We start from the raw sequence: 22495 nt of genomic DNA on the forward strand, positions 1-22495 counted from the left end.
ATGAACGTACTCGTCGTCGGCGCGGGCGAGATGGGGACGTGGTTCGGCTCCTGTCTGGACGCCGACCTCGCCTACGCCGACACCGACCCCGCGGCCGCGGAGCGCGCCGCCGAGACGACCGGCGGTCGGGCCGTCGCGCTCGACGCCGAGGAGCGCTTCGACGCCGTCTGCCTGGCCGTCCCGATGTCAGCGATCGCCGAGGCCGTCGCCGTGCACGCCGGGCGCGCGGAGCGCGCCGTCGTCGACCTGGCCGGGGTGATGCGCCCCGCGGTCGCGGCGATGCGGGAGCACGCCCCCGACCGCGAGCGGCTGAGCCTCCACCCGCTGTTCGCCGCCAGCGCCGCGCCGGGGCGCGTCGCCGTCGTCGCAGACGAACCGGGCGAGGCGACCGATCGGATTCGCGCCGACCTCGCCGCGGCGGGCAACGACCTCTTCGAGACGACGCCGGAGGAGCACGACCGCGCCATGCGGACGGTGCAGGCGCAGGCCCACGCCGCCGTCCTCGCCTACGGGCTGGCGCGCGAGGGGATCGACGAGCGGTTCCACACGCCCGTCTCGCGGCGGCTCGCGGACCTCGTCGAGCGGGTGACCGACGGCACGCCCCGCGTCTACTCCGAGATCCAGGCCACCTTCGGCGGGGCCGACGCGGTCGCCGAGGCCGCAGAGCGCGTCGCGGGCGCGGACGACGACGCGTTCGAGGCGCTCTACCGGGAGGCCAGCCGGTGAACGCCGACCAGCGCGAGGGGGTGCTCGACGCGGCGCGCTACCTGCGCGAGGTGCGCCCGCTCGACCCCGAGGAGCTGTGCGAGTACGTCGAGGGGCGACCCCACCCGGCGGTCGTCCGGCAGGTGCTCCGCGAGGCGGCCTACGACCTCCGGATCCGCGAGCGCGAGGACGGAACGTTCGCCCCCGTCGAGGACGGCCCCCTCGACCTCCCCGTCGGCGAGATCCGTCGCTTCCCGCGGTCCCACGAGCGCCGCCTGGAGGACCTCCTCGTCGAGCGCTACGGCGCGCGCTGGCACGCGGGGGAGTCGGGCGATCGGCTTCGCGCGACGATCCGGCGGGTCAAGGACGAGTACTACCGCCAGCACCCCGTCGAGTACGACGAGGAGACGGCGCTCGCCTACGCGATCTACCACCTGCCGGACTACTACGCCGTCGGGGGGTACGTCGCCGCCGACCTCGCGAGCGGCGGGTTGCTCCCGCGGGCGGTCCGCGTCCTCGACGTGGGCGCGGGCGTCGGCGGCCCCGCACTGGGGCTGCTCGATCTCCTCGCCGGCGAGGCGGTCGTCGAGTACCACGCGGTCGAGCCGAGCGCGGCGGCCGACGTGTTCGAGCGACTGGTCGAATCGGGGCCGAACCGCCGGGTGACGGTCCACCGCGAGACGGCGGAGGCGTTCGAGCCGGCGGGCGAGTACGACGTCGTGCTGTTCGCCAACGTCTGGAGCGAACTGGACGACCCGGAAGCCGTCGCCCGGCGCTACGTCGAGTCGATCGCCGAGGACGGGACGATGGTCGGGGTCGCTCCCGCCGACAGGAACACCGCGATCGGCCTGCGCGAGGTCGAGCGGGCGCTCGAACGCGACCCCGGCCTCACCGTCTACGCGCCCGAGGTTCGCCTCTGGCCGGGGCGGACGCCGAGCGACCGCGGCTGGTCGTTCGACGCGAAGCCCGACCTCGCCGTCCCCGACGTGCAGCGCCGCCTCGACGACGCCGCGGCCGACCCCGAGCACTCCCCCGGCGAGTTCGTCAACGCGGACGTGCAGTACGCCTACACGTTCCTCAGACGGGACGGGCGGCGCGCGATCGACTTCGCGCCGGAGGCCTCCCGGTTCGCCCGGATGGCAGACGCCGAGGAGCACGTCACCGAGCGCATCGACCTCACGGCGATCAAGCTCAGCCGCGACCTCGGGCGGAACAACCCGCTGTTCAAGATCGGCGACGGGAGCGAGGCGGTCGACCACTACGCCGTGCTCACCCGCGAGTCGGCGCTGAACCGCGACCTCCGCCGGGCCGACTACGGCGACCTGCTCGTGATCGAGAACGGCCTGCTCCTGTGGAACGACGACGAGCGGGCGTACAACCTCGTCGTGGACGGCGAGACCGCCGTCGACGCCGTCTCCGTACCGTGATCATCGGACGGCCTGCCGCCGGATCTCGTATCGCTCGACGCCCTGCTCGGACCGGACGACCGTCTCGACGGTGACGACGCCGCCGTTCCCCCTGACGGCGAGCGCGCCGCCGAGATCGGTCTCGATCGTCCGCTTGCTCGTGTGCGTCTCCCCGGGCGCGAGGCGACCGACTCGTTCCGCGCCCCGCCAGACGTGCTCGCCGTCGGCGGAGATGCGGGTCTCGACCACGACGCCCGTCCTGGGCCGATCGTCGCGGTTGGTCACGGAAGCGACGACGGTCGCTCCGGTTGGGGTGATGGGTTCGACCCGCGTGACGCTGAACGCGTAGGAACCGGGGCCGCCCCCGCTCGTCGCGGCCGTCGGCGTCGGGGAACCGCCCCCGCCGTTCCGTCCGCTCGCCGGCGGCACCGTCCCCTCCGCGAGTCGGCTGTCGTCGACGACGATCGAACCGGCGCTGCCGGTCCGGTCGCCGTCGTCGTTCGGTACGAGCGATCCCTGGTGGCCGGGGGCGGGCGCGCCGCCGACCACGAAGACGAGGCCCGTCGCCGTAGCGAGGATAGCGCCGAGGCTGACGAGCGTAACGAATCTGTGTGCGTGCATCGTGCTTCAACTGCCAGTCCGCGTGTGCCACCTGCGGGTTTCCTGCAGACCCGAATAAACGACGTGGCTATACGTACTCCGCTCCCCCATCAGCGGGCTAGTGGGTCCCCGACGTTCTCCCGGCCCGATGCGTTTTTGCGGTACGGCGGCACAGGGCACGCATGAACGTCCTCCTGACGAACGACGACGGCATCGAGGAGACCGGGTTGCAGGCGCTCTACGAGGCGCTCTCGCCGGTCGCGGACGTGACGGCGATCGCCCCCGCGAAGGACCAGAGCGCCGTCGGGCGATCGATGTCGAGCCGCGTCGCCGTCGACGAACACGAACTCGGCTACGCCATCCACGGGACGCCCGCCGACTGCGTCGTGGCGGGTCTCGAGGCGCTCGCGCCCGAGACGGACCTCGTCGTCTCGGGGTGCAATCGGGGGGCGAACCTCGGACAGTACGTCCTCGGGCGGTCGGGGACCATCAGCGCCGCCGTCGAGGCGGCCTTCTTCGGCGTCCCCGCGGTCGCCGTCTCGATGTACATCCCCACCGGCGAGGTGGACTACACGACGTTCGACCCCGGCGTCGAGGAGTACGCCGAGGCGATGCGCGTCGCCCGTCACGTCGCGGAGCACGCCCTCGAGGAGGGCGTCTTCGAGGAGGCGGACTACCTCAACGTGAACGTCCCCCTCGCCGACGGCGAGCCGTGCGAGATGGAGATCACGACCCCCTCGACGGTGTACGACATGGGAGCGGACCGGACCGAGGGCCACATCACGCTCGTCGATCGCATCTGGAACCGGATGGCCGAAGGCGAGGTGGTCGACCCCGAGGGGACCGACCGCCGGGCGATCATGGAACGGCGGGTGAGCGTCTCGCCGCTGACGGCGTCGCACACTCCTTACCAGCACGACGCGCTCGACCGCCTCGCCGCGATGTACTGACGGGCCCGCTTTCCCCTTGACCGAGTATCGGGCATCCCGCGGTCAATCTCGCCGGGCGACGACCGGCACCTCGACGGTCGACTCGTCCGGCGCGTGGTGGACCGTGACGCCGACGGCCTCCCGCGAGTTGTAGAAGCCGGCGTCCGTCGTCGCGACGGTGAACCGGAGCGCATCACCCGCGCGCAGGCGGCGCTGGATCGCGACCATCTCGGCCCTGACCGTCCGCTCGTCCGTCCCGCGGAGGCGAAGCGGCGTCACCTGGTTGCCGACGAGCGTCGCGTCCCCGTCGCTGAGGTGGTAGAACTTGGCGAAGAGCTGCGCGTCGGGGCCGAGCGGGGAGACGCGCAGGGAGAGCCGCGGCGCGCCGAGCACCTCCAGGTCGCGCTCGATCGGGACGTCGAAGTGCGCCGCCGTCCCGGGCACGTGGTCGCCGTTGACCGGCGAGAGCTGGCTCGTCGAGGTCGGAACGAGGGTGTTGGCGATCGTCGTCGCGTCGAGGGAGGACGCGTCCGCGAGGTCGATCGTCCGCGCGTCGGCGTTCGCCGGCGGCAGGGCGTTCGCCCGGCGGAACCGACCGGTCTGGACCTCGTAGAAGGTGACCGGGGCGAGGTCGGCCGCGCCGCGCCCGGCGACGTGCTCGTCCAGCCACGCGAGCGCGAGGTCGTCGAGCACCCGACGCTGCTCCGCGCCCGCCGTGTCCGTGAGCGTGTGGCCGCCCTGGAACAGGACGAGCCGCGTCTCGACGCCGCGCTCGCGAAGCCCCTCGAACGTGCGGATCGCCTCGTTCGGGACGAACAGCGTGTCCGGCCACCCCGAGACGAGGAGCGTCGGCGTCTCGACGGCGTCGAGCTTCCGCCCCGGCGAGCGCGCGGCGTAGTACGCCCGCCCCTCGTCGGGGAACTCGTTGGTCGCCGTCGCGTACAGGATCGTCCCGTGGACCTCCGGATCGAGGCCGTTCTCCACGTCCTCGTACGTCGGCCAGCCGTCGCCGGAGGTGAGGCCGCGCGATCCCGTGATGCCGGTCGCGTAGAGCAGCGCGTCCCAGCCCGCCTTGACCACGCCGTTCGGGGCCAGCGAGTAGGGGAGGTCGTTCCACGCCCACCGCGGGACGATGGCGTCGAGGCGCGGCTCCTCCGCGGCCGCCTCGAGCTGGATCCCGCCCGCGTAGGAGACGTTGTCCATGCCCACCGTCGGATCGCCCGGCGCGTCGGTCGCCACCGTCGGGCGCGCGGCCAGCCAGTCGAGCAGCGCGCTCACGTCGCGCACCTCGTTCGGGCCGTCGACGCCGACCCGACCGCCGCTCTCGCCGAACCCCCGCGAGTCGTACGCGAGGACGGCGTACCCGTGGCCCGCGTAGAGATCCGTCAGCCGCCGCACCCGCTCGCTCCCGTGGTCGCCGCCCCAGCCGTGGGTCATGAGCACCGACGGGAACGGCCCCTCGCCGTCGGGCGTCGTGAACCGCCCCGCCAGGGTCGTCCCGTCGAACGAGTCGATCTCGACCGGGCGACCGGAGTAACCGCTTCCGGTCGCCGCGGCGGTGCGCACGCTCGCACCCGCGGTCGCGCCCGTCGCGGCCGCCGCCAGCGCCCCGAGCGCCCCCAGCACCGCCCGCCTCGTCGGTCGGTCGCGCATGGACGGTCACTCCCGCCGTGAGGGCAACCCGCTGTCGCCGGGCATGACCGGGGTACTATGTCGGTCACCGCAACGGGTACCTCGCGTCGGCGTGACGAGGAACGCGTAGATGCGAACGAGTCTCAACGTCCCCGACGACCTCGTCGAGGAGTTCGACCGCGTGTGGAGGGAACAGGGGTTGGACAGCCGGTCGCGGGCGGTCAGGGAGGCGATGCTCGAGTACGTCGAGTCGCACTCGCGCCTCGAGGCGATGACCGGCGAGATCGTCGCGCTCGTGGGGTTCGACTACCGTCACCACGAGGTGATCCGGGAACTCCACGCCGTGCAGCACGACTATCAGGACGTCATCCTCAACACGAGTCACACCCACCAGGGGGAGTGGTGTCTGGAGTCGCTGTTCTGTCGCGGGGAGGCGAAGCGGGTGCGCGAACTCACGTACCGACTCCGCGACTTCGACGGCGTTCGTCGGGTGAAGGTCATGGTGATCCGGGAGCGCGCGTGATCGCCCGGCGTTCGGAGGCCCACATACTTGCTCGCCGCGCGCGAACGCCCGGTCGTGTCGAACCGACCGGCGCGGACCGCGCTCGTGACGGCGCTCGGCGACCGGCGACGGCACCTCGTCGCGCTCGCGCTCGTCGCGGCGGCGTTCGGGGTCGCGGCCGTCCTCGCGTCCAGCGTCGCGTACTACGCCGCGGCCCTGATCGCCTTCGCGGTCTGGATGGGCTGGTTCGTGCTGACGGCCGTCGACTGGCTAGACCGCGCGGACTTCTGAGGCGGTGCGCTCCCCGACGACACCGATCCCCGGACTCTCGTCTCCGCTGGCCGACGGTCAGGCAGTCCCCTCGTCTTCCGGGTAGAGGACGCGACCGTCGCGGATCTCGGCGAACCGGGTCAGTTCGTGTTCGTCGGCGCGATCGGGACCGAAGACGTGGACGACGTCGTGACCGCGGGCGACGAGCCAGTCGGCGACGATCCGCCGGTGACAGCGCCAGTAGACCGCCTCGGCGCACGTGATCGCCGGCGTCCGCTCCGCGGCGAGCGCGATCAGTTCCTCGAGGGCGTCCTGGAAGTCCGCGGTGAGCGCGTAGTCGGCGTAGGCCCGGAAGGAGGCGTTCTCCCAGGCGGCGTTCGGCGACGCCGAGAGGGGACTCGAACGTCGGCCGCCGAGCGCCTCGATGTGACGGTACTCGATCCCGTGCTCGCCGAGGGTTTCGGCGAGGGCCTCCGCGTCGAACTGCGGGTTGCGTTCGGAGCCGGGAAAGCGGCGAACGTCGACGACGAGCGTCACTCCGTGAGCGCGCACCGTCTCGACGAACTCCTCCGCGGAGCGCGAGGAGTGCCCGACGGTGTAGAACCGGGCCATACGACGGGTAGGCGACCGACCCGGGTATGCGTTCGGACCGCTACCGGAGGACTTCGATCGAACGCGGCCGTCCCCAACGAGGGGGAAGGATCGCGACAACTTCGGCCGCAGGGGAAGCAAAGATCCTACTCGGGCGAGTCCTATCGGGTACCATGCGCCAGGTATTCGCCGAGTTGCTCCGGAACAATTCGGAGCACGTGAGCGCGTTCAAGGACCGGTTCGACGACGTACAGGACGCCCAGCGGCCGGACGCGGTCACCGTCTGCTGCTCCGACTCGCGTGTCCTGCAGGACCAGATGTGGGGGAACGACCAGCCCGGTCGCCTCTTCACGTGTAGCAACATCGGGAACCGCGTCGTCCAGCGGACCGACGCCGGCGACGTCGTCTCGGGGGACGTCCTCTACCCGATCGAGCACACGGGTACGGAGACCGCGATCGTGGTGGGACACACGGGCTGTGGAGCCGTCACGGCGGCGTACGCAGACCTCACGGACGGGCTCTCCGAACCTGCCGGTATCGACCACTGTCTCGGGCTGTTGGAGACGCACCTCGAGGGGGGCGTCGAGTTGCTCCCCCCGGACGTGGGTGAAACGGACGCCGTAAACCGCCTCGTCGAGTACAACGTCGACAGGCAGGTCGAGTTCCTCGTCGAGAGCGACAAGATCCCCGCGGACGTCGACGTCGCGGGCGTCGTGTACGACTTCCAGGACGTGTACTCCGGGAATCGGGGTGAGGTCCACGTCGTCAACGTCGACGGCGAGACGAGCGTGGAGGCGCTCCGGGAGGAACATCCCGAGATCGACTCGCGGATCGAACGACTCTGGGAGTACTGATACTGAGCGTCCCGTCGACGTGCGGGGCGACCGGGAACTGACGGCGGGAAAACGAGGCGGGGGAAACGCGGTGGTCCTCCCGTCGTTCGTCACCCGACCGGGTACGAATCGTCACCGCGACCCGGTCCCGGAGTTCCCGTCGGAGGCATCCGCTCCATCGATCGGACGAGTGCGTGCGAGGAACGCCCGAACGGCGGCGGTGAAGTAGTCGGGGGTATCGAGGTTCGAGGCGTGGCCGGCGTGCGGTACTTCGTCGATCTCGACGTTCGAGAGGCGAACCGCCAGCTCCGCCGCGTGGCGCTTCACGAACGGCAGTTCGTTCTCGCCGTACAGGACGAGCGTCGGGACGGTGATCGCCGAGAGGTCGATCGACGCCCCGTGAAATCGCGTCATCGACCGGATCACCTTGGCGAACTCGTCGGTGGTCATCTTCGGTCCCGCCTCGCGGAGTCGTTCGATCCGCCCGTAGTCGCCGCTGACGCCGCCGAAGAGCCGTTCCGTCAGCCACACGTTGGCACGCTCGACCCGTTCGTATCCGACGAGTCGAACGGGCGGGATCAGCGCGTTCAACGCGACCCGACGCAGGAACCACTCGCCGCGGGTGAGGATCCTCGGGGTGAACGTGTCGGCGAGGATCAGGCCGGCCAGTCGGTCGGGGTGGGCCGCCGCGTACGTCTGGGCGATCATCCCGCCCATGGAGAGTCCGCAGAGAACCGGTCGGTCGAGATCTAACGCGGTAACGAGGGCGTGCAGATCCGCCGCGAAGAGATCCATCGTGTACTCGGGTTCGGCCGAGCCGCCGGTCCGGCCGTGCCCGCGGACGTCGTAGACGACCGTCGTGTAGTCGTCCGCGATCGCGTCCGCCTGTCGGTCCCACATCGCGTGATCGACGATGGACGCGTGGACGAACACGATCGGCGGCCCCTCGCCGCGTCGCTCGTAGTACGTCTCGACGTCGTTCGTTCGCACTGTCGGCATATGGACCTCTCAGACGCGCTCGACCGGCATGAACGCGAGGTCGACGTCGAGGACCCCACGACGGGACGGGTGGCGGGGATCTCACCCCCGGAGACGGACGCCCGCTCTCTCGGCCCGGACTCTCTCGTTCGTCTTCGGTTCCTCCGCTCTACTTCGTTCGGGTAGCCGAAATCCGCGTTCGGCCCCTGGCCCCCGGAGATGACCGCATCTAAAACCGCTATGATGGGACGAGAGTGGTCTTAGATACGTTACGAACGTGAACTCACGACCGGCGAACCGCACGACAAGAATATTGTCTGCTACTACGTAGCACGAATATGGATGCAGCCCTCGACGAGATCAAGTATCTCGCAGCCTCAGCGCACCGCATCGAGGTGATCGACGCACTGGCTGACGGGCCACACAGCCGGGCCGACCTCCGGGCACTGACCGGGGCATCGTCGTCCACGATCGGGCGGACGTTGGCCGAATTCGAGGATCGGGGGTGGGCCGTACGAAACGGGCATCAGCACAGGGCGACCTCGACAGGAGCGTTCGTCGCGGAGGAGGTCGTAAGTTTACTTCACCGGATGGAAACCAGACAGAAGCTGCGCGAGGTCGCGCAGTGGCTTCCGACCGAGAAGCTCGGCATTACGATCGATGCGTTCTCCGAAGCGGTCGTCACAGTCGACGACACCGACGACCCATACCGGTCCGTCCGTCGCTACGACGACCTGATCGAAGAGGCGGAAACGATGCGCGCGTTCGGCACTGCGACGCTCAAGTCGGCCAACGCGGGCACGCTGTTCCGGAACGTCCGGAGCGGTATGGAGACCGAGATCATCTACCCACCCCCTATCGTCGAAGCGGTGCTGGACTGGTCCCCCGAAGCGGCCAAGAGAGGACTCGACAGCGGTACCCTCACCATCCTTCTACACGACGCCCTCCCGTGTGGACTCACGATCTTCGACGACCGTGTCGCGCTCACCGGCTACGATCCGGATACCGGGATGTTACGGGCCATCGTCGACACCGACGCCCCGGAGGCGCGCGAGTGGGCGACGTCGCTCTACGAGTCCTATCGAGCCGAGGCCCGGCCGCTCGACCCACGTGCTCTCGAAGCCTGAGCCAGGGAGTGCGTCGTGGCCGTGGGCCTGCTCGCGTGCCGATCACTCTCCTCGATTTCTGTTTCGTCGTCCGGTCGCAAAGCGATCGGTCAGCGGACCGATCGAGTGACCATCCGAACCGAGCGCGGGTTCCCCACGTGCAGGTGACGACGTTCTTTCGCCCCCTGCAAGTCGCCCAGGGGTTGCGCGAATCCCACTAGGTGCCTATACGTTTCCCGCGCCCGTACGGCTGTGCCAGGAGGCGTACCCATGACAGATTCGAAGGAATCGGATGAAACCGGGGCATCAGAGGCGTTGGAAGCCTCGCTTTCCGGAGTTTCGGACGAGAGTGATGCCCGGAATGTAACGACTCACGATCGACACGATCGTCTCGCTCGTGAACACTTGCGCATCGTGGCTGCCGCCGACTTCGACGCGGTCGATGGCAACGTCACGCCCGACTACGTCAACCATCGTTCTGCCGACGAGCCGATGGGGACGCGCCAGCGCGGTCCCGACGGATTGAAAGCCACGATCCGCTGGCTGCACAGAGCCTTCACCGATATACGGTTCGAATTCCACGACGTCATCGTCGACCGAGACCGGGTAGCGGCACTGGTGACCATGCACGGCCAACAGCACGGGCCGTTCGTAGTACACGACTCGCCCGACGGGGAAGTCACGGACGTGTTCCCATCGATGAATCGAGCGTTCTCCGTCGAACAGACGCACTGGTTTCGGATCGCCGACGGTGCCGTCGCGGAACACGACGCCGTGCGTGACGATCTCGGCATGGCCAAGCAGCTCGGGTGGATTCCACCGCGACCCGACTACTTGATCCGAATGGTCCTGGGCCGATGGCGTGAACGCCACGCACAGCGCCGCTTGACGGGTCGGCCATAGCGCGAATGGAATCGGGCGTTATCGGAGGCCGATTGCGTGATTCCGAACCTCGCGTCGACCGTCTGGCCGACCGAGTAAGTGAGTAACTACGAATAAAACCGAGAAGAGGCCCTTTCTATCAATAACTTCACGATAAAAGCAAGCACAGCTAGCGGAAGAAAATTTGGCTAACTAGCCGTCGATAGAACCCCTGAACGTCCGAACTCGACTACCGCTTGTCCCGTTGTTCCACTTTATTCAGATAGTGAACTCCACCATGCAAAACTGCGCACGCTACCGCTTCGTTCGCTCTCCGAACGGGTGGCCCATCCACTGGAGCGAAGTATTTTACCTGTACACACACAAGTGTGTATGGACATGGCGACCAAGACTATCTCGCTCGACGAGGAAGCGTACGAGCGGTTGAAAGCTCGAAAGCAGGAGGGAGAGAGCTTCAGTGATGTCGTCAAGCGACTCGCTGGAGAACGGTCGTGGAAGGAGATCGCCGGTATTCTGGACGACGAAGAAGCGGATGCCCTCGAAGCCGCCATCGGAGAGGGTCGCTCCCGGTCTCGAGAGCGGAGCGACCGACTCGCAGACGAGTTCGGCGAAGCCGTCGGGAGTGACGAGAGAGCGGAATGATTCAGGACACGTCCTTCATCGTCGACCTCCTGCGAGGCGACGAGGACGCTGAGACACTTCTCGATGCGATAGAGAAGGAATCACGCCCACAGAAGGTGTCTTCGATAACGGTACTCGAACTCTACGAGGGTGTCGCACGTTCCGAGACGCCGAGGGAGAAACGAGAACGGATTCTCGGCGTGCTGGATAGTAAATCCGTCGTCCCCGCCGACCACCCCGTCATGCGGAAAGCGGGGAAACTTTCGGGTGAACTGATTACTCGTGGAGAACAGATCGAGCGGGAGGATTGCATCATCGCCGCTACTGCACTCCTGAACGACGAACCAGTCGTCACGAGGAACACCGAGCATTTCGAACGCATCGAAAACCTCGATGTGCGGTCGTACTAGTCAGGGGGAGACGATACCGACTCTTCTTCGACGCGCTCCCGTGCGCTCTCAGTAGAGAGACGAACAGGGAAACGAAACGTCACAGGTCGTGATTTCGGATCGAGTCAACCGCCCTCGCGTCGCTGTCGAAGCGTGGCCTTCGCACGCTCGACGTAGGAGTTCGACGACCAACTGCGAGCATCACTCATCTCGCCCAGGAACTCATCAGCAGCGTCAGGTGAGAGCGCGTCGTTGCGAACCAGCGCAGTGAGAAGGATCGGTGTCGTTACGAGACGGGTTTCGGCCAGCGAGACGTGGACGAGCGCGAGTCTATTGAACTCGTCACAGAGTAGTTGCACGGCGTCGATTTCGTTCGCCAGCGTGACCGCCGCGTTCTCGCCGTCGTCCAGTGGAAACGTCTCATCCAGTTCGACGGAACGCACCTCAACTGCGGAGCGACGATCGAGAACCTCTTGCGCCGCCTCACCTGAGGCGTCGTCGTAGGATGCCGTCTCGGTGAGTTCATCGACGACCCGCCTCGGGACAACCACGTTATGCGAATCGAGGAGAAGGTCAAGTGGGTTCGGGGAAGCGTCCGCCACTGTCCCGAGGCTAACGAGGGCTGACGTATCGGCGACTAGCAGAACCATCTACGAGTCGGCCAGCTCCTCCGCAACCTCGTCCACGAACGCATCGGTCAGTTGCTCTTTCAGCAGTCGGAAGTTAGCGGCCTCCTCGTGACCGACGAGGCCCTTCAGTTCCTCGAACGTGATGTCGTCGTCGTAGAAGGCGTCTGCGACCTCCTGTTTCATTTCGTCGGAGTGCGCGGCGTCCCGCAGGTAGTCCCGAAGCGCGGAGATGAGGATGTCCGTCCGATCCGTCTCGAGCACCGCAGCGAGCGCGTCAGCCCGGTCCACCAGCCCTCTCGGTGCGCGGAACTGCACGCGCTTCTTCTCGGACCCGGAACTCATGTGTGTACATTGTGAGTGCAGGAGCAAAACGCTTGCCCTCCCATCACTGCCCCATCCCCCGGGGCCACCGGGAGGAAATATGGTGTTTTTCACCGAACTCGGACCGAAAGACCAGCAATCAGAAGAATATCTTCGAGACTAAATGGGTGCTATACGATTCGTATCGCCCGAATTCGGCTACCGATTGCTCCGTTGCTCGACCTTGTTCAGGTAACTGAAATCCGTAACGGATTTGGGCGAAAGAAAGTCATATTTCGAATCTGAAACCCTCGAATACGACAGGTAGAATCGATTACTCGACACCGCATATAAACAATAGAGTGCAGCGGTTAGCGGTCCGCCGCGAACTACCCTCAGAAACGCCCGTCAACCGACCGGCGATCGCGTCCACGATGGTAATGTGCCGTGGCTCTGTTGAGACCCACAAACGGTGATATCTTTGGACACCTGTACTGAATACAGGGCGCGAATGCAGCATGAGATTCGGCTCGATCTGAGAAAGTGGTGATCGCTCAGTACAGGAGACCCCACATACCGTAGCAAATCTCGATCTACCTGACTTTTGCCAAAAACTGTGTGCAAGATACAGAGGGAGTACCAAAAGAGGCTCGGGCAAGGATGACGACCACGGCGTAGACCCGGGGCCTGAGCACCCAACTCGCTAATCGCTAAATGGTAGCGCGTCTAACGCCCAGAAATGAGTCTACCATTCGACGACATCCAGTCGTCTCTCGAAGAGATCGAGTTTCTCGCTCGGTCACCGAACCGTATCAGAGTGCTCGACACGCTCACAGCGGAGCCGATGAAGCGACATGAGATCGAAGCTGGCACCGGCATTTCGAGAGCGACTCTCGCCCGCATCCTTGACGACTTCGAAGATCGGGGATGGGTGATACGAGAGGGCAAGCAATACGAGACGACACCCGTCGGCAACTACGTCGCGCAAGAATTCACGGATGTCTTGAAGCGCTTCGCGCCCGTTCCGGGACTCAACGAGGTGGCGCAGTGGTTCCCTGAGGAGGGGTTCGATTTCGACCTTGGATGTCTGGCCGGGGCGGAGATCATCCGTCCAGCCAGGAGCGACGCGCTCGCACCGACGACACACATTACTCGCCGGCTCCGGACCGCCGACCGGGTTCGAGTCATCTCGTATTCCCACCTCTCCGACGTCATGGAGGTGTGCTGGCGAGCAACCGCCGAGAGAACCCTCGAACTCGAAAGCATCGTTGATCGGGGAGTGCTCGAACGGATCGAAACCGATCCCCGAATGCTCGATCACGCGCAGGAGATGGTCGAGTCCGGGCAGGCGAAGTTCTTCTGGCACGAGGGTCCAATCCCGGTCACCGTGTTCCTTATCGACGACGTGGTACTGCTGTGTCTGTCCGGTGACGAAGGGGCTCCACACGCGGTGATAGAAACTTCAGACGAGACGGTCCACTCGTGGGCAGAATCGATTATCGATACCTATCGCTGTGAGGGAGAAGTACTCGACCCGAGACTGCTCACGGAGTGAGAGCCGCTTACGGTGTGAGAGATTCTCTGTACGCGTCTATACCACGCTGGAGCACCTCTCTCCGAGTGGAAGCATGACTCCCGACACACTCTCTCCAGACGAGCGAGCAAAACGCGTGTGGTCTCTCGGATCGTATCCCGATATCGCGCCGAATTTCCTGGGCATGGCGGCTCATCTCGTCGAGGCTGTCGGGATCGGTACAACCGACACCGTCCTCGACGTTGGCTGCGGGACCGGGAACGCCGCCATCACCGCCGCTCGTCGAGGAGCACGCGTCACAGGGTTGGACATCGTCCCGGCGATGCTCGATGAAGCATGTGAGAACGCGACGATCACTGACATTGAGACGATCGACTGGCGGGAGGGCTCCGCGACGGATCTTCCATTCGAAGATGACGTGTTCGACGTCACCCTCTCGTGTCTCGGCCACATGTTCGCAGAACCGCCCGATGACGCTGGTCAAGAACTGCTCCGTGTGACGCGACCGGGTGGACGAATCGCGTTCACCTCGTGGACGCCCGATGGCCTCGTTCCCGCCATGGGTGCAGTACTGAACAACTATCTCCCGCCGAATCCCAATCCGCCGGAGCCACCGTTTCTATGGGGCGACCCCGATGTCGTCCGTGAGCGAGTGGGTGGCGGGGTCGAGAGCCTCGTGTTCGAGACCGGAACGGCGCTGACTCCCGTGCTGTCACCGGCCCACTACTGGGAGAAGGCAATCACGGAGTCGGGACTGTTCATCGTGGCGCTCGACACGGTTGCCGAGGCCGATCACCCGGCACTCCGCGAGGAGATGATCGAGACGATCGAGCACTTTTTCGACGCCAGTCAGAACGCGGTCCCCATGAACTATGTACTGACGACGGCGACGGTCACCTGACCGGATCGTCCACCTCCGTCGACGGTGGGTGCGAGAAAATCTCGCTGTCTCTATGGAGTCTTCTCTTCTCGTTTGCAGTATCAGCGATTGAGGGATATGCGCCGTGTATCTTGCACGGGTTCAAGAATATCTATCACAACTGGTAGGAATCCCACCGGTCAATGCGCAGATTCTCTTTCGGGTAGTTCAGATCCAATCACGCGGAATAAATGGCGACGGCTTGCTGTATATATCCTCTAAATGCAGCCAAGCGGCTCCTATTTAACTGAAGGATTCAAGGACTCTGATTCTCGTGACGCATCGACCGGGTAGCGATCCCTACCAATAGATGGACTCGTGAGCGGACGTCCTCAAATATTTCGTCAGTCGCCGCAAGGTCACTCTTTGATTCAGTGCCCGAGATGGCTATGGAACTGTGTTATCGTTCACCGATCCGGGAATGAAAGAGCAACTGCCGGAAGAAGATTTGACCTCCCGACCGCCAATAGAAGCCCTGAAACAGCCGAATTCGACTGCCGGTTGCTCCGTTGCTCTACTTTGTTCAGGTTTTGGACTGACGTTACAGATTTCGTTTACTTTGCCGCTACTTTCCCATGGCAGTGAGTTTTGAATATTGGATAAATATCATATATGGTGATGTGAATGATGTGGTTAGTGTCAAGCGCCGGGAGAAACATCCGAACGGTTACTGTTCGAGTGCGGCGATACAGTCCTCACGAATCTCCCACAGTTCATCCGTAGAACATTCTGGACGTTCTTGCTCACCCCATTCAGCCAAATACCGTCGATGGAGCCGAACCTTGTATGCTCCGATTTGAGGCGGCTGAATCGTTTCCTCGTACAATAACTCACCGACAGGCACACTTGCATTCGGTTTGGTAAAGTCGAATCGTTGACTTTGGGTGCTAAGGTAACAGTGTGCTTCCGGAATCGATTCAAGTCCATAATCAGACAAAACTCGACCGACACCGGAGGTGTTTCGCTCGCTCATCTCGTAGATACCGAGTGTCAGTTGGAATGTGTCGACACCGTGTTCCGTGGCGAGTTGAGCGAGGAGTGCATGTTTCGTGCTGCACGTTCCTCGCTCTTCCACTAAAACCAGCGGCAGGTTGGTCTTGTTTGACGTACGACCATATGGGAGGTCTCGAACGTGCTCAACGGCTCGATGGAAATCAGTTATACCGCGTTCACAGAATGCGGCAGAAATCATTCCGTAAGAACGAATCGAGAAATTCGGAAATTGTTTGGACTCCATATATGTTACCGTCCTCAATATTGTGAGGCGGTATAGTTTCTAGGGTATTAGGTGTAGTGCGATACTTCACCTAACTCCTTGACCCGGAAAGATAACACTGCAGACGGAAGAAGAATCGACTATCCGACCACCAATAGAAGCTCTGAGACTGTCGAATTCGACTATCTGCTTTCCCGCTGCTCTACTTTGTTCAGATAGGTGAAATCTGTAATGGATTGGAGCGAAAATAACACAACTCTGGGAACTCAACCCCTCGAAAATCCACCACACGGGCGTCCAGTCGCGCCTACATATAAATGAGTGACCGTAGGAGAGATCACTGGAAAAGAGTCACCCCGGTCATCTGAACTTGAGCGACGACAGTGATGAAACGAAGTGTGTCCTAATCGGAATGTTCGCGACGAAACTAGCCGCTCCCAACCGGCTGGCGGTTGCCTATTCTCAGAGTGGCAGGTCAGGCACAGGACGACGTCTCTTGGAGATGCTCGTCTCCCCACTCGTCCATCGCCTCGATTATGGGTTCTAATGAGGCTCCTTGCTCGGTCAAGGAGTACTCGACGCGGAACGGTTTCTCGCTCACGATCGCCCGGTTCACCAATCCGTTCTCCTCTAAGTCCTCCAGACTGTTTGAGAGGACGGTACTCGAGATCGTGCCGATCTCGGCTTTGAGGGCGTTGAACCCCAGGGGGCCGTGCGCGAGCAAGCGGTGAACGATGACCGGATGCCACTTCTTCCCGATGAGGTGGGCCGTGCACGTCACGGTACACCAGTCGTCGTCAGCACACCACGACGCGACACACTCCTGCTCGGTCTTTTTGCTCATCCTGTCCGTCGGTAGTGGATGTGGAGCTATTATTATTACGAGACTAAGTTGCCAACCCACAGTAGATCAGCAAACAGTACCACCTCAGTCTGCCCTTCGCTTACGCTTATTCGAGTCCTCGGACACCAGCCACTACGGAAGCGACATATACAGACCGCGTTCGGTCGATACGACGGTCGATACCAGACTGGGCGCTGCTCGGCCTCCGTCTCGTCGTCGCCGCCCTCATAGCGAAACCAGCACTCGGCAAGTTCCTGACATACGGGGGTTCCGTTGCGTTCTTCGATGCCATCGGGATGCCGGCTCCGGCGGCGATGGTCATCGTCGCTGGAGTCGTCGAAGTGGGAGCAGTCGCACTGCTACTTGTCGGTACAGGCGAGCGACTCGCAGCCCTCTCGCTCATCCCTGTGATGATCGTTGCGATACTGTACGTTGGACCAGACTGGAAGAACGTCGGCGTCCTGTTCGGCTCTCTAGCGGTACTCGTGCTCGGAGCCGATTCGACTCCCATCAAGTGGTCGCCCCACAAACTCCGGGGTTAGCTCGCCCTCACCTAGTCCGGATCATCGAGCCCATCAGCTCGGCCTTGTCTTAGCCTTATTGCGACGCTTGTGGTCGCTTCGAACGTGACACAACACAGACTCAGGGACGGATTCGGCTACGGTGTCGTCGCGACAATTGCGATGTCTGTCCTCATGCTAATGGCACTGATCTCGGGGCTGTCGCCGATGCCTCAGCCGGTCCCGAAGGCCGTCGTTGAGCAACTCTTCAGTGCCGGGCTCCCGAAGCCAGCGATGATGGCACTCGCGATCGGCCTCCACCTCGGCTATGGCGGGCTGATCGGCGCGGTCCTCGCACGAATCGCCCGCCCGGTGACCCTGCTGAAGGGCCTCGCACTCGGCGTCGGGCTCTGGGCGATGATGCAGGTCACGTTCCTCCCGTTCCTCGGATGGGGCCTGTTCGGGATGGCGATCACGCCGAAGATCGCGGTTGCAACGCTCGTCTTGCACCTCGTGTACGGTGGCGTGCTTGGGTGGGCGCTCGATCACGACACGTCCTCTACGGGTAGGACGTCACCGACAACGACAGACTGATTCGATCCTGGTTAGGGCAGGCTAACCCGGTCAGGGAACCCTTGTCTTAGCTTTACGGCGATGACAGTTCAAGAGTGTAGTATGACGTCAGTCGAAATCGAATACTGCGTTCCCTGCGGACTGCTCGACCCGGCGGTCCAAACCCAGACACGGCTCCTTGACGAATTCGGCCAGGATCTGGATGGTGTGACGCTCGTCCCCGGCCATGGTGGTGTGTTCGTCGTCCGAGCCGATAGCGAGACGATCTGGGACAAAGACGTCCACGGCGCTGACCTTGATCTCGAATTGGTCGCCGAGGCTGTCGAGGACCGTCTTCAGGTGACCGCCTAATCACCTTCCCATGATCATATGTTGGAACTCTACCAGGCAGAGGCGTGTGGCTACTCGCAGAAGGTGCGCGAAACGCTGACCGACCTTGGTGTCTCGTATGTGGTTCACAACCCACGGTCAGCAGCCGGTGAGCCCCGGAACGAACAGACTCACGACGAGCTTCGAACATTGGGCGGACGGGACCAGATTCCGTTCCCCGTCGATCACCAGCGAGGCGTCACAATGTACGAAAGCGACGACATCGTGGACTATCTACGAACACACTATTCACGAGAGTGACGCCCGAAACGGGGTGACTGCCCTATCCGGAGTGTATGAGCTGGCGGCACCCTTCGGTCCCCGACAACGTCGAACTGGTCTCGGCCCGCACCGGCTGGGTTGAGCGGAGATGCGGCTAGCGTCCCGAGATACTCGACGCCAGCACCGTGGAGAACGCTCAACCAATTATTGAGACCGTCACCGAGTGTTTCCAGTGCGGCAGTAACCGAGAATACGAACCACCAAACCCCACATGAACGAATCCACCACATCGATGTCGGACACCGTCGTGACTCGTGTTGCAGGCTTCGTCGACGAGTATCTGCTCCTCTGGGTGCTTCTTTCAGTCGGCATCGGGTTGCTCTTCCCATCCATCGCAGTTCTCACTCCATTGTCGACGCCGATTCTGGCGGTCATGATCGGAGCGGTCTCGTTGACCCTCGCCCCCGAACGATTTCGGCGACTGCGTGGGCGAACCGTACTCACGATTCTCGTCGTGCAGATGGGAATGCCGCTGCTCGCATTTGTCATCGCCCGGACGCTCGGGCTCTCCCTTGCATTCACCGCAGGGTTCGTCGTCCTCGGTGCGGTGACGCCCGAACTCGTCACGCCCACGATGACCGAACTCAGTGGTGGGGACACTGCTCTTGCGACCGTTGTCCTGGTCCTGGTTGGCCTCGGTACACTCGTGTTCGTCCCGGGAGTCGTCACCGTCGTCTTAGGCACCTCGGTCGCGGTTGAGCCGCTGGTAATCGTCGAGCAGTTGTTGCTCGCTGTGGTCCTCCCGATGAGCCTCGCAGTCGGGGCTCGGTACCGGTGGCCCGACCCCATCGGACAGTACGACGACCTCTACCCGTCGGTATCGGGTCTCATGGTGATCCTCATCATCGGCATCGTCGCTGCGGCCAACGCGTCGCTCGTTCGAGAAAGTGGGAGTGTCCTCCTCCTCGTCTTGCTCGGTGCAGTCGTCCTCAACGGGACCGGCTACGTCGCGGGGTGGCTCGCCAGTTGGACGTTCTCCCGTCCGGAGCGAATCGCGGCGACACTGTCGATAGGAATGCGTGACTTCGCCGTCGCCGCTGCACTCCTCGTCGGAGCCGGGTTCCCGACGGCAGCAACGCTTCCTGCTATCGTGTTCGGCATCGTCGAGATGACGACGAGTGCGGGGCTCGTGAAGTTGTTCAGCCGATCATCCTGAACGTTCTCCTCGGGGCTCCTGTTCGTCCACCCATTCGAGGAGCGGGCCGAGTTTCTCTCTGAGTTCGTCGCCCTTATCGGTGAGTTCGTACTCGACGCGGGGTGGGATCTCCGCGTACTGTTCTCGGGAGAGGTACCCTGCCTTAACGAAGTCGTCGAGGCGGGTCGAGAGTGTCGAACTGCTCACGTCGCCGAAGGCGTTTTCTATGTCGCCGTACCTGGCGGGACCGATTGCGCCGACGATGCAGATCACCTGCATGGCGTAGCGGCGACTCAGCAGGTCCATCACCCCACCCAGCGGGCAGTAACAGTCTATCTCGGTGTTCTTCGATTTGGAGGCGTCGGTTGATGTGTCGGGTATCTTCGCCATAGCTTTCATCCACCGCAGTTCGTTCAATACTTCGGACTTGACAGTATAAGCGTTTCCGGATTCGAAGTAATTCTGTACCATGCGTCAGAACGACTCGACACCAGATGTTGCATGTACGCTGACTGAAGAACAGGAGAAGGAACGGAGCGAGGAAGTTCGCTCGCGTCTCATCACCAGCTACGTCGGGTTCGACGAGTTCGAAAACGGTCTGAGGATTCGTTTCGACGGAACTGAGGAGTCGCTGCTAGCGGTCGCAGAATTCACGTCGGCTGAACTGAAGTGTTGTGCGTTCGCCGAGTACGCGATCTCGGTATCGCCGCCGTACGAGGAGACAGTTCTGACTATCACCGGCCCCGAAGGGACGAGACAGATATTCCGCGATGGTCTGGTTGACCGACTGGAGGTAGAAGCCTCATAGACGCAGTACCGAAAAACGGTTTAGCACGGTAGAAACTGACATAGTGACTCTATTCTGCGTTTCGTTAAGATAGCGATGGTCGAAAGAGCAACCGCCGGGAGAAGATTTAGCCACCCGACCAGCAATAGAGGGTCTGAAACAGTCGAATTCGGCTACCTGCTCTCCCTTTGCTCAACTTTGTTCAACTCGATCAACAGCCGAAAGACCGCCTTCACGAGGTTCGAGTCCACGTCGAATCGTTCCGCGTTCTCGCCCGCGCGTTCCATCACCTGCTCCTCTTGCGCCTCGTCGGTCGTGGCGAGCCCGCGCTCCCGTTTCACGCCGGCGATGGACTCCGCGACGTAGGTTCGCTGGGCGATGAGTTCCACGATCTCCCGGTCGATGCTCTCTATCTCCTCGCGGAGCGCGTCGAGGCTCACGTCCTCCGAGCGCCCGTCTGTTGCGTTCTCGTCAACCATGTGGTTCCCTCGTAGGTGTTCCAGATCTCCCGGACGGGATCGAGCGCCTCCCGGTCGCCGACGGCGACGAAGCTCGGCCCGGTTCCCGACAGCGAGACGCCCTCCGCGTGGGGCATCGCCGCCACGAGCGGGTCGGTCGGGAAGTCGAGCGCGGCGCAGAAGGCGAGGCCGTTCACGGTCATCGCCCGGCCGTAGTCGCCGGCCATCGCGAGGTCGGCGACGAGGTCGGCCATCGGGGCGACGCGCTCGCAGTTCGCCACGTCGGCGTCGGCGCTGAACGCCCGCTCGTCCGGCGTCCAGACGAGCACGTCCCACTCGACGACGTCGCGCTTCAGCACCTCGTCGCGCTCGTTGTCGGTGACGGTCAGGCCGCCGAGCATGGACGCGCTGGCGTCGTCGAACGCCCCGGTGACGGTGACGCCCGCCTCGCGAGCGGCGCGCACGCCGATCCGGGCTGCGTCCTCGCGGTCGACCGTCGCGTCGGGGTCGTCGGGGCCATCCGACGCGTCGCGGCCGTCGGCGTCGTCCGACGGTTCGACGCCGAGCGCGCCGAGGGTCGCGAGCACCGTCGCGTTGGCCGCGGCGCTCGAACTCTTCAGTCCGCCCGCCATCGGCACCTCGCTCTCCGTGCGGACGCGCCCGCCCTCTCCGTCGCCGAAGCGCTCGACGACGAGTTCGACGCACCGCTCGACGAGGCGGGTGTCGGCGTCCGGCGCGCCGGCGATCTCACCCACGACCGCGTCGCTGCCGGCGTCGAGTTCGACGGTCGCCGTCGTGTGCGCGTCGATGGCGAAGGCGCTCCCGACGCCCGTGGCGAGCGCGTTGAGCACCGTCCCCGCCGCGGGGGCGGTCGCCCGTCCGGTCCCGGTCACGGACGCTCATCGCCCGCGCGAACACTTACCGCTGCTGATCGCGGTAACGGTCGGCGTCGTCGGTTCGGCCGGCCGCGTCGAACGCCGCCGACGATCATCCCTGTCCGTCTCGGCGGTCGCGAACGCGGCGCTTTTCCGCGCTCCGACGGAAGGACCGACATGGAGTTCCGCAGCGACATCGCGCCGGACACGCTCCCGGTCGAACTCGACCCGGCGGGCGTCGGCGTCGAGTACACCGACGGCCGGACGGTCTTCTACCACGGCGTCCCCGAGCGGGCCGGAGGGTCCGTCCTCACGCCGCCCGGGAAGGAGGTCCACGTCCTCGTCACCGACCCGACGGGGACACAGGGCGTCATGGTCTACGTGAACGATCGGAAGACCGCGGACGAGATCCTGGAGGACACCGGCGTCGGGCGCGTCCTGCTCGATCAGGGGGGGGAGTCCTCGATCTTCCCCGGCGTCACCGTCCGACAGAAGCCCTACCGCGTGGAGGTGGAGGCCGACCTCGAGGAGGTCGACGGGCGGGTGTTCGTCTTCGCCGAGGACGAACGAGGCGAGTTCTCCTGGGAACTCGGCACGGCGGACGACTCGTGACGCGTGAGTAGCTCCGCC

30 protein-coding genes are annotated in these 22495 nt (G+C 64.2%); 19 read left to right on the forward strand and 11 right to left on the reverse strand.

Annotated features, from left to right (window positions below; translation table 11 throughout):
- Together NKI68_RS16870 and NKI68_RS16875 are read left to right on the forward strand one after the other, a co-directional pair.
- Entirely contained in the window at window positions 1-726 is a 726-nt protein-coding gene (locus NKI68_RS16870) for a prephenate dehydrogenase/arogenate dehydrogenase family protein (RefSeq protein ID WP_254544289.1), read from the forward strand.
- The gene (locus NKI68_RS16875) at window positions 723-2132 is read left to right on the forward strand and encodes a DUF8157 domain-containing protein (protein WP_254544290.1); all 1410 of its coding nucleotides are present in this window, start codon (window positions 723-725) and stop codon (window positions 2130-2132) included. The genes NKI68_RS16870 and NKI68_RS16875 overlap by 4 nt, the downstream gene beginning before the upstream one ends.
- Here the strand turns inward: NKI68_RS16875 and NKI68_RS16880 are convergent, their stop codons facing one another.
- Window positions 2133-2732, reverse strand: a complete 600-nt coding sequence (locus NKI68_RS16880) for a hypothetical protein (RefSeq protein ID WP_254544291.1) — start codon at window positions 2730-2732, stop codon at window positions 2133-2135.
- Between the two features lie 161 nt (window positions 2733-2893).
- Here NKI68_RS16880 and surE point away from each other — a divergent pair, with 161 nt between their 5' ends.
- The gene (gene surE, locus NKI68_RS16885; RefSeq protein ID WP_254544292.1) at window positions 2894-3661 is read left to right on the forward strand and encodes a 5'/3'-nucleotidase SurE; all 768 of its coding nucleotides are present in this window, start codon (window positions 2894-2896) and stop codon (window positions 3659-3661) included.
- A 42-nt stretch (window positions 3662-3703) separates the two neighbouring features.
- On the opposite strand, the gene NKI68_RS16890 is transcribed toward surE, so the two are convergent.
- Window positions 3704-5293 carry a CocE/NonD family hydrolase gene (locus NKI68_RS16890; RefSeq protein ID WP_254544293.1) on the reverse strand — a complete coding sequence of 530 codons (1590 nt, stop codon included), beginning with the start codon at window positions 5291-5293 and terminating at the stop codon, window positions 3704-3706.
- Between the two features lie 109 nt (window positions 5294-5402).
- On the opposite strand from NKI68_RS16890, the gene NKI68_RS16895 reads away from it, so the two are divergent.
- Both NKI68_RS16895 and NKI68_RS16900 read left to right on the forward strand, forming a co-directional pair.
- Window positions 5403-5795, forward strand: a complete 393-nt coding sequence (locus NKI68_RS16895; RefSeq protein WP_254544294.1) for a CopG family ribbon-helix-helix protein — start codon at window positions 5403-5405, stop codon at window positions 5793-5795.
- 54 nt (window positions 5796-5849) lie between these two features.
- Window positions 5850-6065, forward strand: coding sequence for a hypothetical protein (locus NKI68_RS16900; protein WP_254544295.1), 216 nt, complete (start codon window positions 5850-5852; stop codon window positions 6063-6065).
- A gap of 57 nt (window positions 6066-6122) precedes the next feature.
- Here NKI68_RS16900 and NKI68_RS16905 read toward each other — a convergent pair whose 3' ends face one another.
- The gene (locus NKI68_RS16905) at window positions 6123-6656 is read right to left on the reverse strand and encodes a DUF488 domain-containing protein (protein ID WP_254544296.1); all 534 of its coding nucleotides are present in this window, start codon (window positions 6654-6656) and stop codon (window positions 6123-6125) included.
- 152 nt (window positions 6657-6808) lie between these two features.
- On the opposite strand from NKI68_RS16905, the gene NKI68_RS16910 reads away from it, so the two are divergent.
- Window positions 6809-7489 (forward strand): carbonic anhydrase, encoded by a 681-nt coding sequence (locus tag NKI68_RS16910; RefSeq protein WP_254544297.1) that lies wholly within the window; start codon window positions 6809-6811, stop codon window positions 7487-7489.
- Window positions 7490-7600: 111 nt separating this feature from the next.
- Here NKI68_RS16910 and NKI68_RS16915 read toward each other — a convergent pair whose 3' ends face one another.
- The gene (locus NKI68_RS16915) at window positions 7601-8467 is read right to left on the reverse strand and encodes an alpha/beta fold hydrolase (protein WP_254544298.1); all 867 of its coding nucleotides are present in this window, start codon (window positions 8465-8467) and stop codon (window positions 7601-7603) included.
- 317 nt (window positions 8468-8784) lie between these two features.
- Between NKI68_RS16915 and NKI68_RS16920 the strand changes: the two genes are divergently transcribed.
- The 4 genes from NKI68_RS16920 to NKI68_RS16935 all read left to right on the forward strand — a co-directional run bounded on the left by NKI68_RS16920 (window position 8785) and on the right by NKI68_RS16935 (window position 11465).
- The gene (locus tag NKI68_RS16920; RefSeq protein ID WP_254544299.1) at window positions 8785-9573 is read left to right on the forward strand and encodes a helix-turn-helix transcriptional regulator; all 789 of its coding nucleotides are present in this window, start codon (window positions 8785-8787) and stop codon (window positions 9571-9573) included.
- 249 nt (window positions 9574-9822) lie between these two features.
- Window positions 9823-10455, forward strand: a complete 633-nt coding sequence (locus NKI68_RS16925) for an ester cyclase (RefSeq protein WP_254544300.1) — start codon at window positions 9823-9825, stop codon at window positions 10453-10455.
- Between the two features lie 357 nt (window positions 10456-10812).
- Window positions 10813-11076, forward strand: coding sequence for an antitoxin VapB family protein (locus NKI68_RS16930; protein WP_368410959.1), 264 nt, complete (start codon window positions 10813-10815; stop codon window positions 11074-11076).
- A complete protein-coding gene (locus NKI68_RS16935) occupies window positions 11073-11465 on the forward strand; it encodes a type II toxin-antitoxin system VapC family toxin (RefSeq protein WP_254544302.1) in 393 nt (130 codons plus the stop codon). The genes NKI68_RS16930 and NKI68_RS16935 overlap by 4 nt, the downstream gene beginning before the upstream one ends.
- A gap of 104 nt (window positions 11466-11569) precedes the next feature.
- Here NKI68_RS16935 and NKI68_RS16940 read toward each other — a convergent pair whose 3' ends face one another.
- Together NKI68_RS16940 and NKI68_RS16945 are read right to left on the reverse strand one after the other, a co-directional pair.
- Window positions 11570-12094, reverse strand: coding sequence for a PIN domain-containing protein (locus NKI68_RS16940; RefSeq protein ID WP_254544303.1), 525 nt, complete (start codon window positions 12092-12094; stop codon window positions 11570-11572).
- Window positions 12095-12415 (reverse strand): hypothetical protein, encoded by a 321-nt coding sequence (locus NKI68_RS16945; protein ID WP_254544304.1) that lies wholly within the window; start codon window positions 12413-12415, stop codon window positions 12095-12097. It lies immediately after the preceding gene.
- Between the two features lie 697 nt (window positions 12416-13112).
- Here NKI68_RS16945 and NKI68_RS16950 point away from each other — a divergent pair.
- Window positions 13113-13928: a helix-turn-helix transcriptional regulator gene (locus NKI68_RS16950; protein ID WP_254544305.1), complete on the forward strand. Its 816-nt coding sequence runs from the start codon at window positions 13113-13115 to the stop codon at window positions 13926-13928.
- A gap of 73 nt (window positions 13929-14001) precedes the next feature.
- On the forward strand, window positions 14002-14808 hold the full coding sequence (locus tag NKI68_RS16955; RefSeq protein WP_254544306.1) for a class I SAM-dependent methyltransferase: 807 nt from the start codon (window positions 14002-14004) through the stop codon (window positions 14806-14808).
- Between the two features lie 685 nt (window positions 14809-15493).
- Here NKI68_RS16955 and NKI68_RS16960 read toward each other — a convergent pair.
- On the reverse strand, window positions 15494-16063 hold the full coding sequence (locus NKI68_RS16960) for a hypothetical protein (RefSeq protein ID WP_254544307.1): 570 nt from the start codon (window positions 16061-16063) through the stop codon (window positions 15494-15496).
- Window positions 16064-16517: 454 nt separating this feature from the next.
- A complete protein-coding gene (locus tag NKI68_RS16965; protein ID WP_254544308.1) occupies window positions 16518-16886 on the reverse strand; it encodes a winged helix-turn-helix transcriptional regulator in 369 nt (122 codons plus the stop codon).
- A gap of 194 nt (window positions 16887-17080) precedes the next feature.
- Between NKI68_RS16965 and NKI68_RS16970 the strand changes: the two genes are divergently transcribed.
- The 5 genes from NKI68_RS16970 to NKI68_RS16990 all read left to right on the forward strand — a co-directional run bounded on the left by NKI68_RS16970 (window position 17081) and on the right by NKI68_RS16990 (window position 19766).
- On the forward strand, window positions 17081-17428 hold the full coding sequence (locus NKI68_RS16970; protein ID WP_256562691.1) for a DoxX family protein: 348 nt from the start codon (window positions 17081-17083) through the stop codon (window positions 17426-17428).
- Window positions 17429-17512: 84 nt separating this feature from the next.
- Window positions 17513-17980, forward strand: coding sequence for a hypothetical protein (locus NKI68_RS16975; RefSeq protein ID WP_254544309.1), 468 nt, complete (start codon window positions 17513-17515; stop codon window positions 17978-17980).
- A gap of 81 nt (window positions 17981-18061) precedes the next feature.
- Window positions 18062-18310, forward strand: coding sequence for an Rdx family protein (locus tag NKI68_RS16980; protein WP_254544310.1), 249 nt, complete (start codon window positions 18062-18064; stop codon window positions 18308-18310).
- Between the two features lie 18 nt (window positions 18311-18328).
- Complete coding sequence (locus NKI68_RS16985; protein WP_254544311.1) at window positions 18329-18589, forward strand: glutathione S-transferase N-terminal domain-containing protein; 261 nt, start codon at window positions 18329-18331, stop codon at window positions 18587-18589.
- Window positions 18590-18842: 253 nt separating this feature from the next.
- Entirely contained in the window at window positions 18843-19766 is a 924-nt protein-coding gene (locus NKI68_RS16990; protein WP_254544312.1) for a bile acid:sodium symporter family protein, read from the forward strand.
- Here the strand turns inward: NKI68_RS16990 and NKI68_RS16995 are convergent.
- The gene (locus tag NKI68_RS16995; RefSeq protein WP_254544313.1) at window positions 19758-20216 is read right to left on the reverse strand and encodes a winged helix-turn-helix transcriptional regulator; all 459 of its coding nucleotides are present in this window, start codon (window positions 20214-20216) and stop codon (window positions 19758-19760) included. The genes NKI68_RS16990 and NKI68_RS16995 overlap by 9 nt on opposite strands.
- Here NKI68_RS16995 and NKI68_RS17000 point away from each other — a divergent pair.
- Complete coding sequence (locus NKI68_RS17000) at window positions 20215-20553, forward strand: hypothetical protein (RefSeq protein ID WP_254544314.1); 339 nt, start codon at window positions 20215-20217, stop codon at window positions 20551-20553. The genes NKI68_RS16995 and NKI68_RS17000 overlap by 2 nt on opposite strands.
- A gap of 152 nt (window positions 20554-20705) precedes the next feature.
- Here the strand turns inward: NKI68_RS17000 and NKI68_RS17005 are convergent, their stop codons facing one another.
- Window positions 20706-21011: a chorismate mutase gene (locus tag NKI68_RS17005; RefSeq protein WP_254544315.1), complete on the reverse strand. Its 306-nt coding sequence runs from the start codon at window positions 21009-21011 to the stop codon at window positions 20706-20708.
- Window positions 20969-21883 carry a shikimate kinase gene (locus NKI68_RS17010; RefSeq protein ID WP_254544316.1) on the reverse strand — a complete coding sequence of 305 codons (915 nt, stop codon included), beginning with the start codon at window positions 21881-21883 and terminating at the stop codon, window positions 20969-20971. The genes NKI68_RS17005 and NKI68_RS17010 overlap by 43 nt, the downstream gene beginning before the upstream one ends.
- Window positions 21884-22042: 159 nt before the next feature.
- Here NKI68_RS17010 and NKI68_RS17015 point away from each other — a divergent pair, with 159 nt between their 5' ends.
- Window positions 22043-22477, forward strand: a complete 435-nt coding sequence (locus tag NKI68_RS17015) for a DUF5796 family protein (protein WP_254544317.1) — start codon at window positions 22043-22045, stop codon at window positions 22475-22477.
- Window positions 22478-22495: the final 18 nt, after the last annotated feature.

This window comes from Halomarina pelagica (assembly GCF_024228315.1).
GTDB classification, from domain to species: Archaea; Halobacteriota; Halobacteria; order Halobacteriales; family Haloarculaceae; genus Halomarina; species Halomarina pelagica.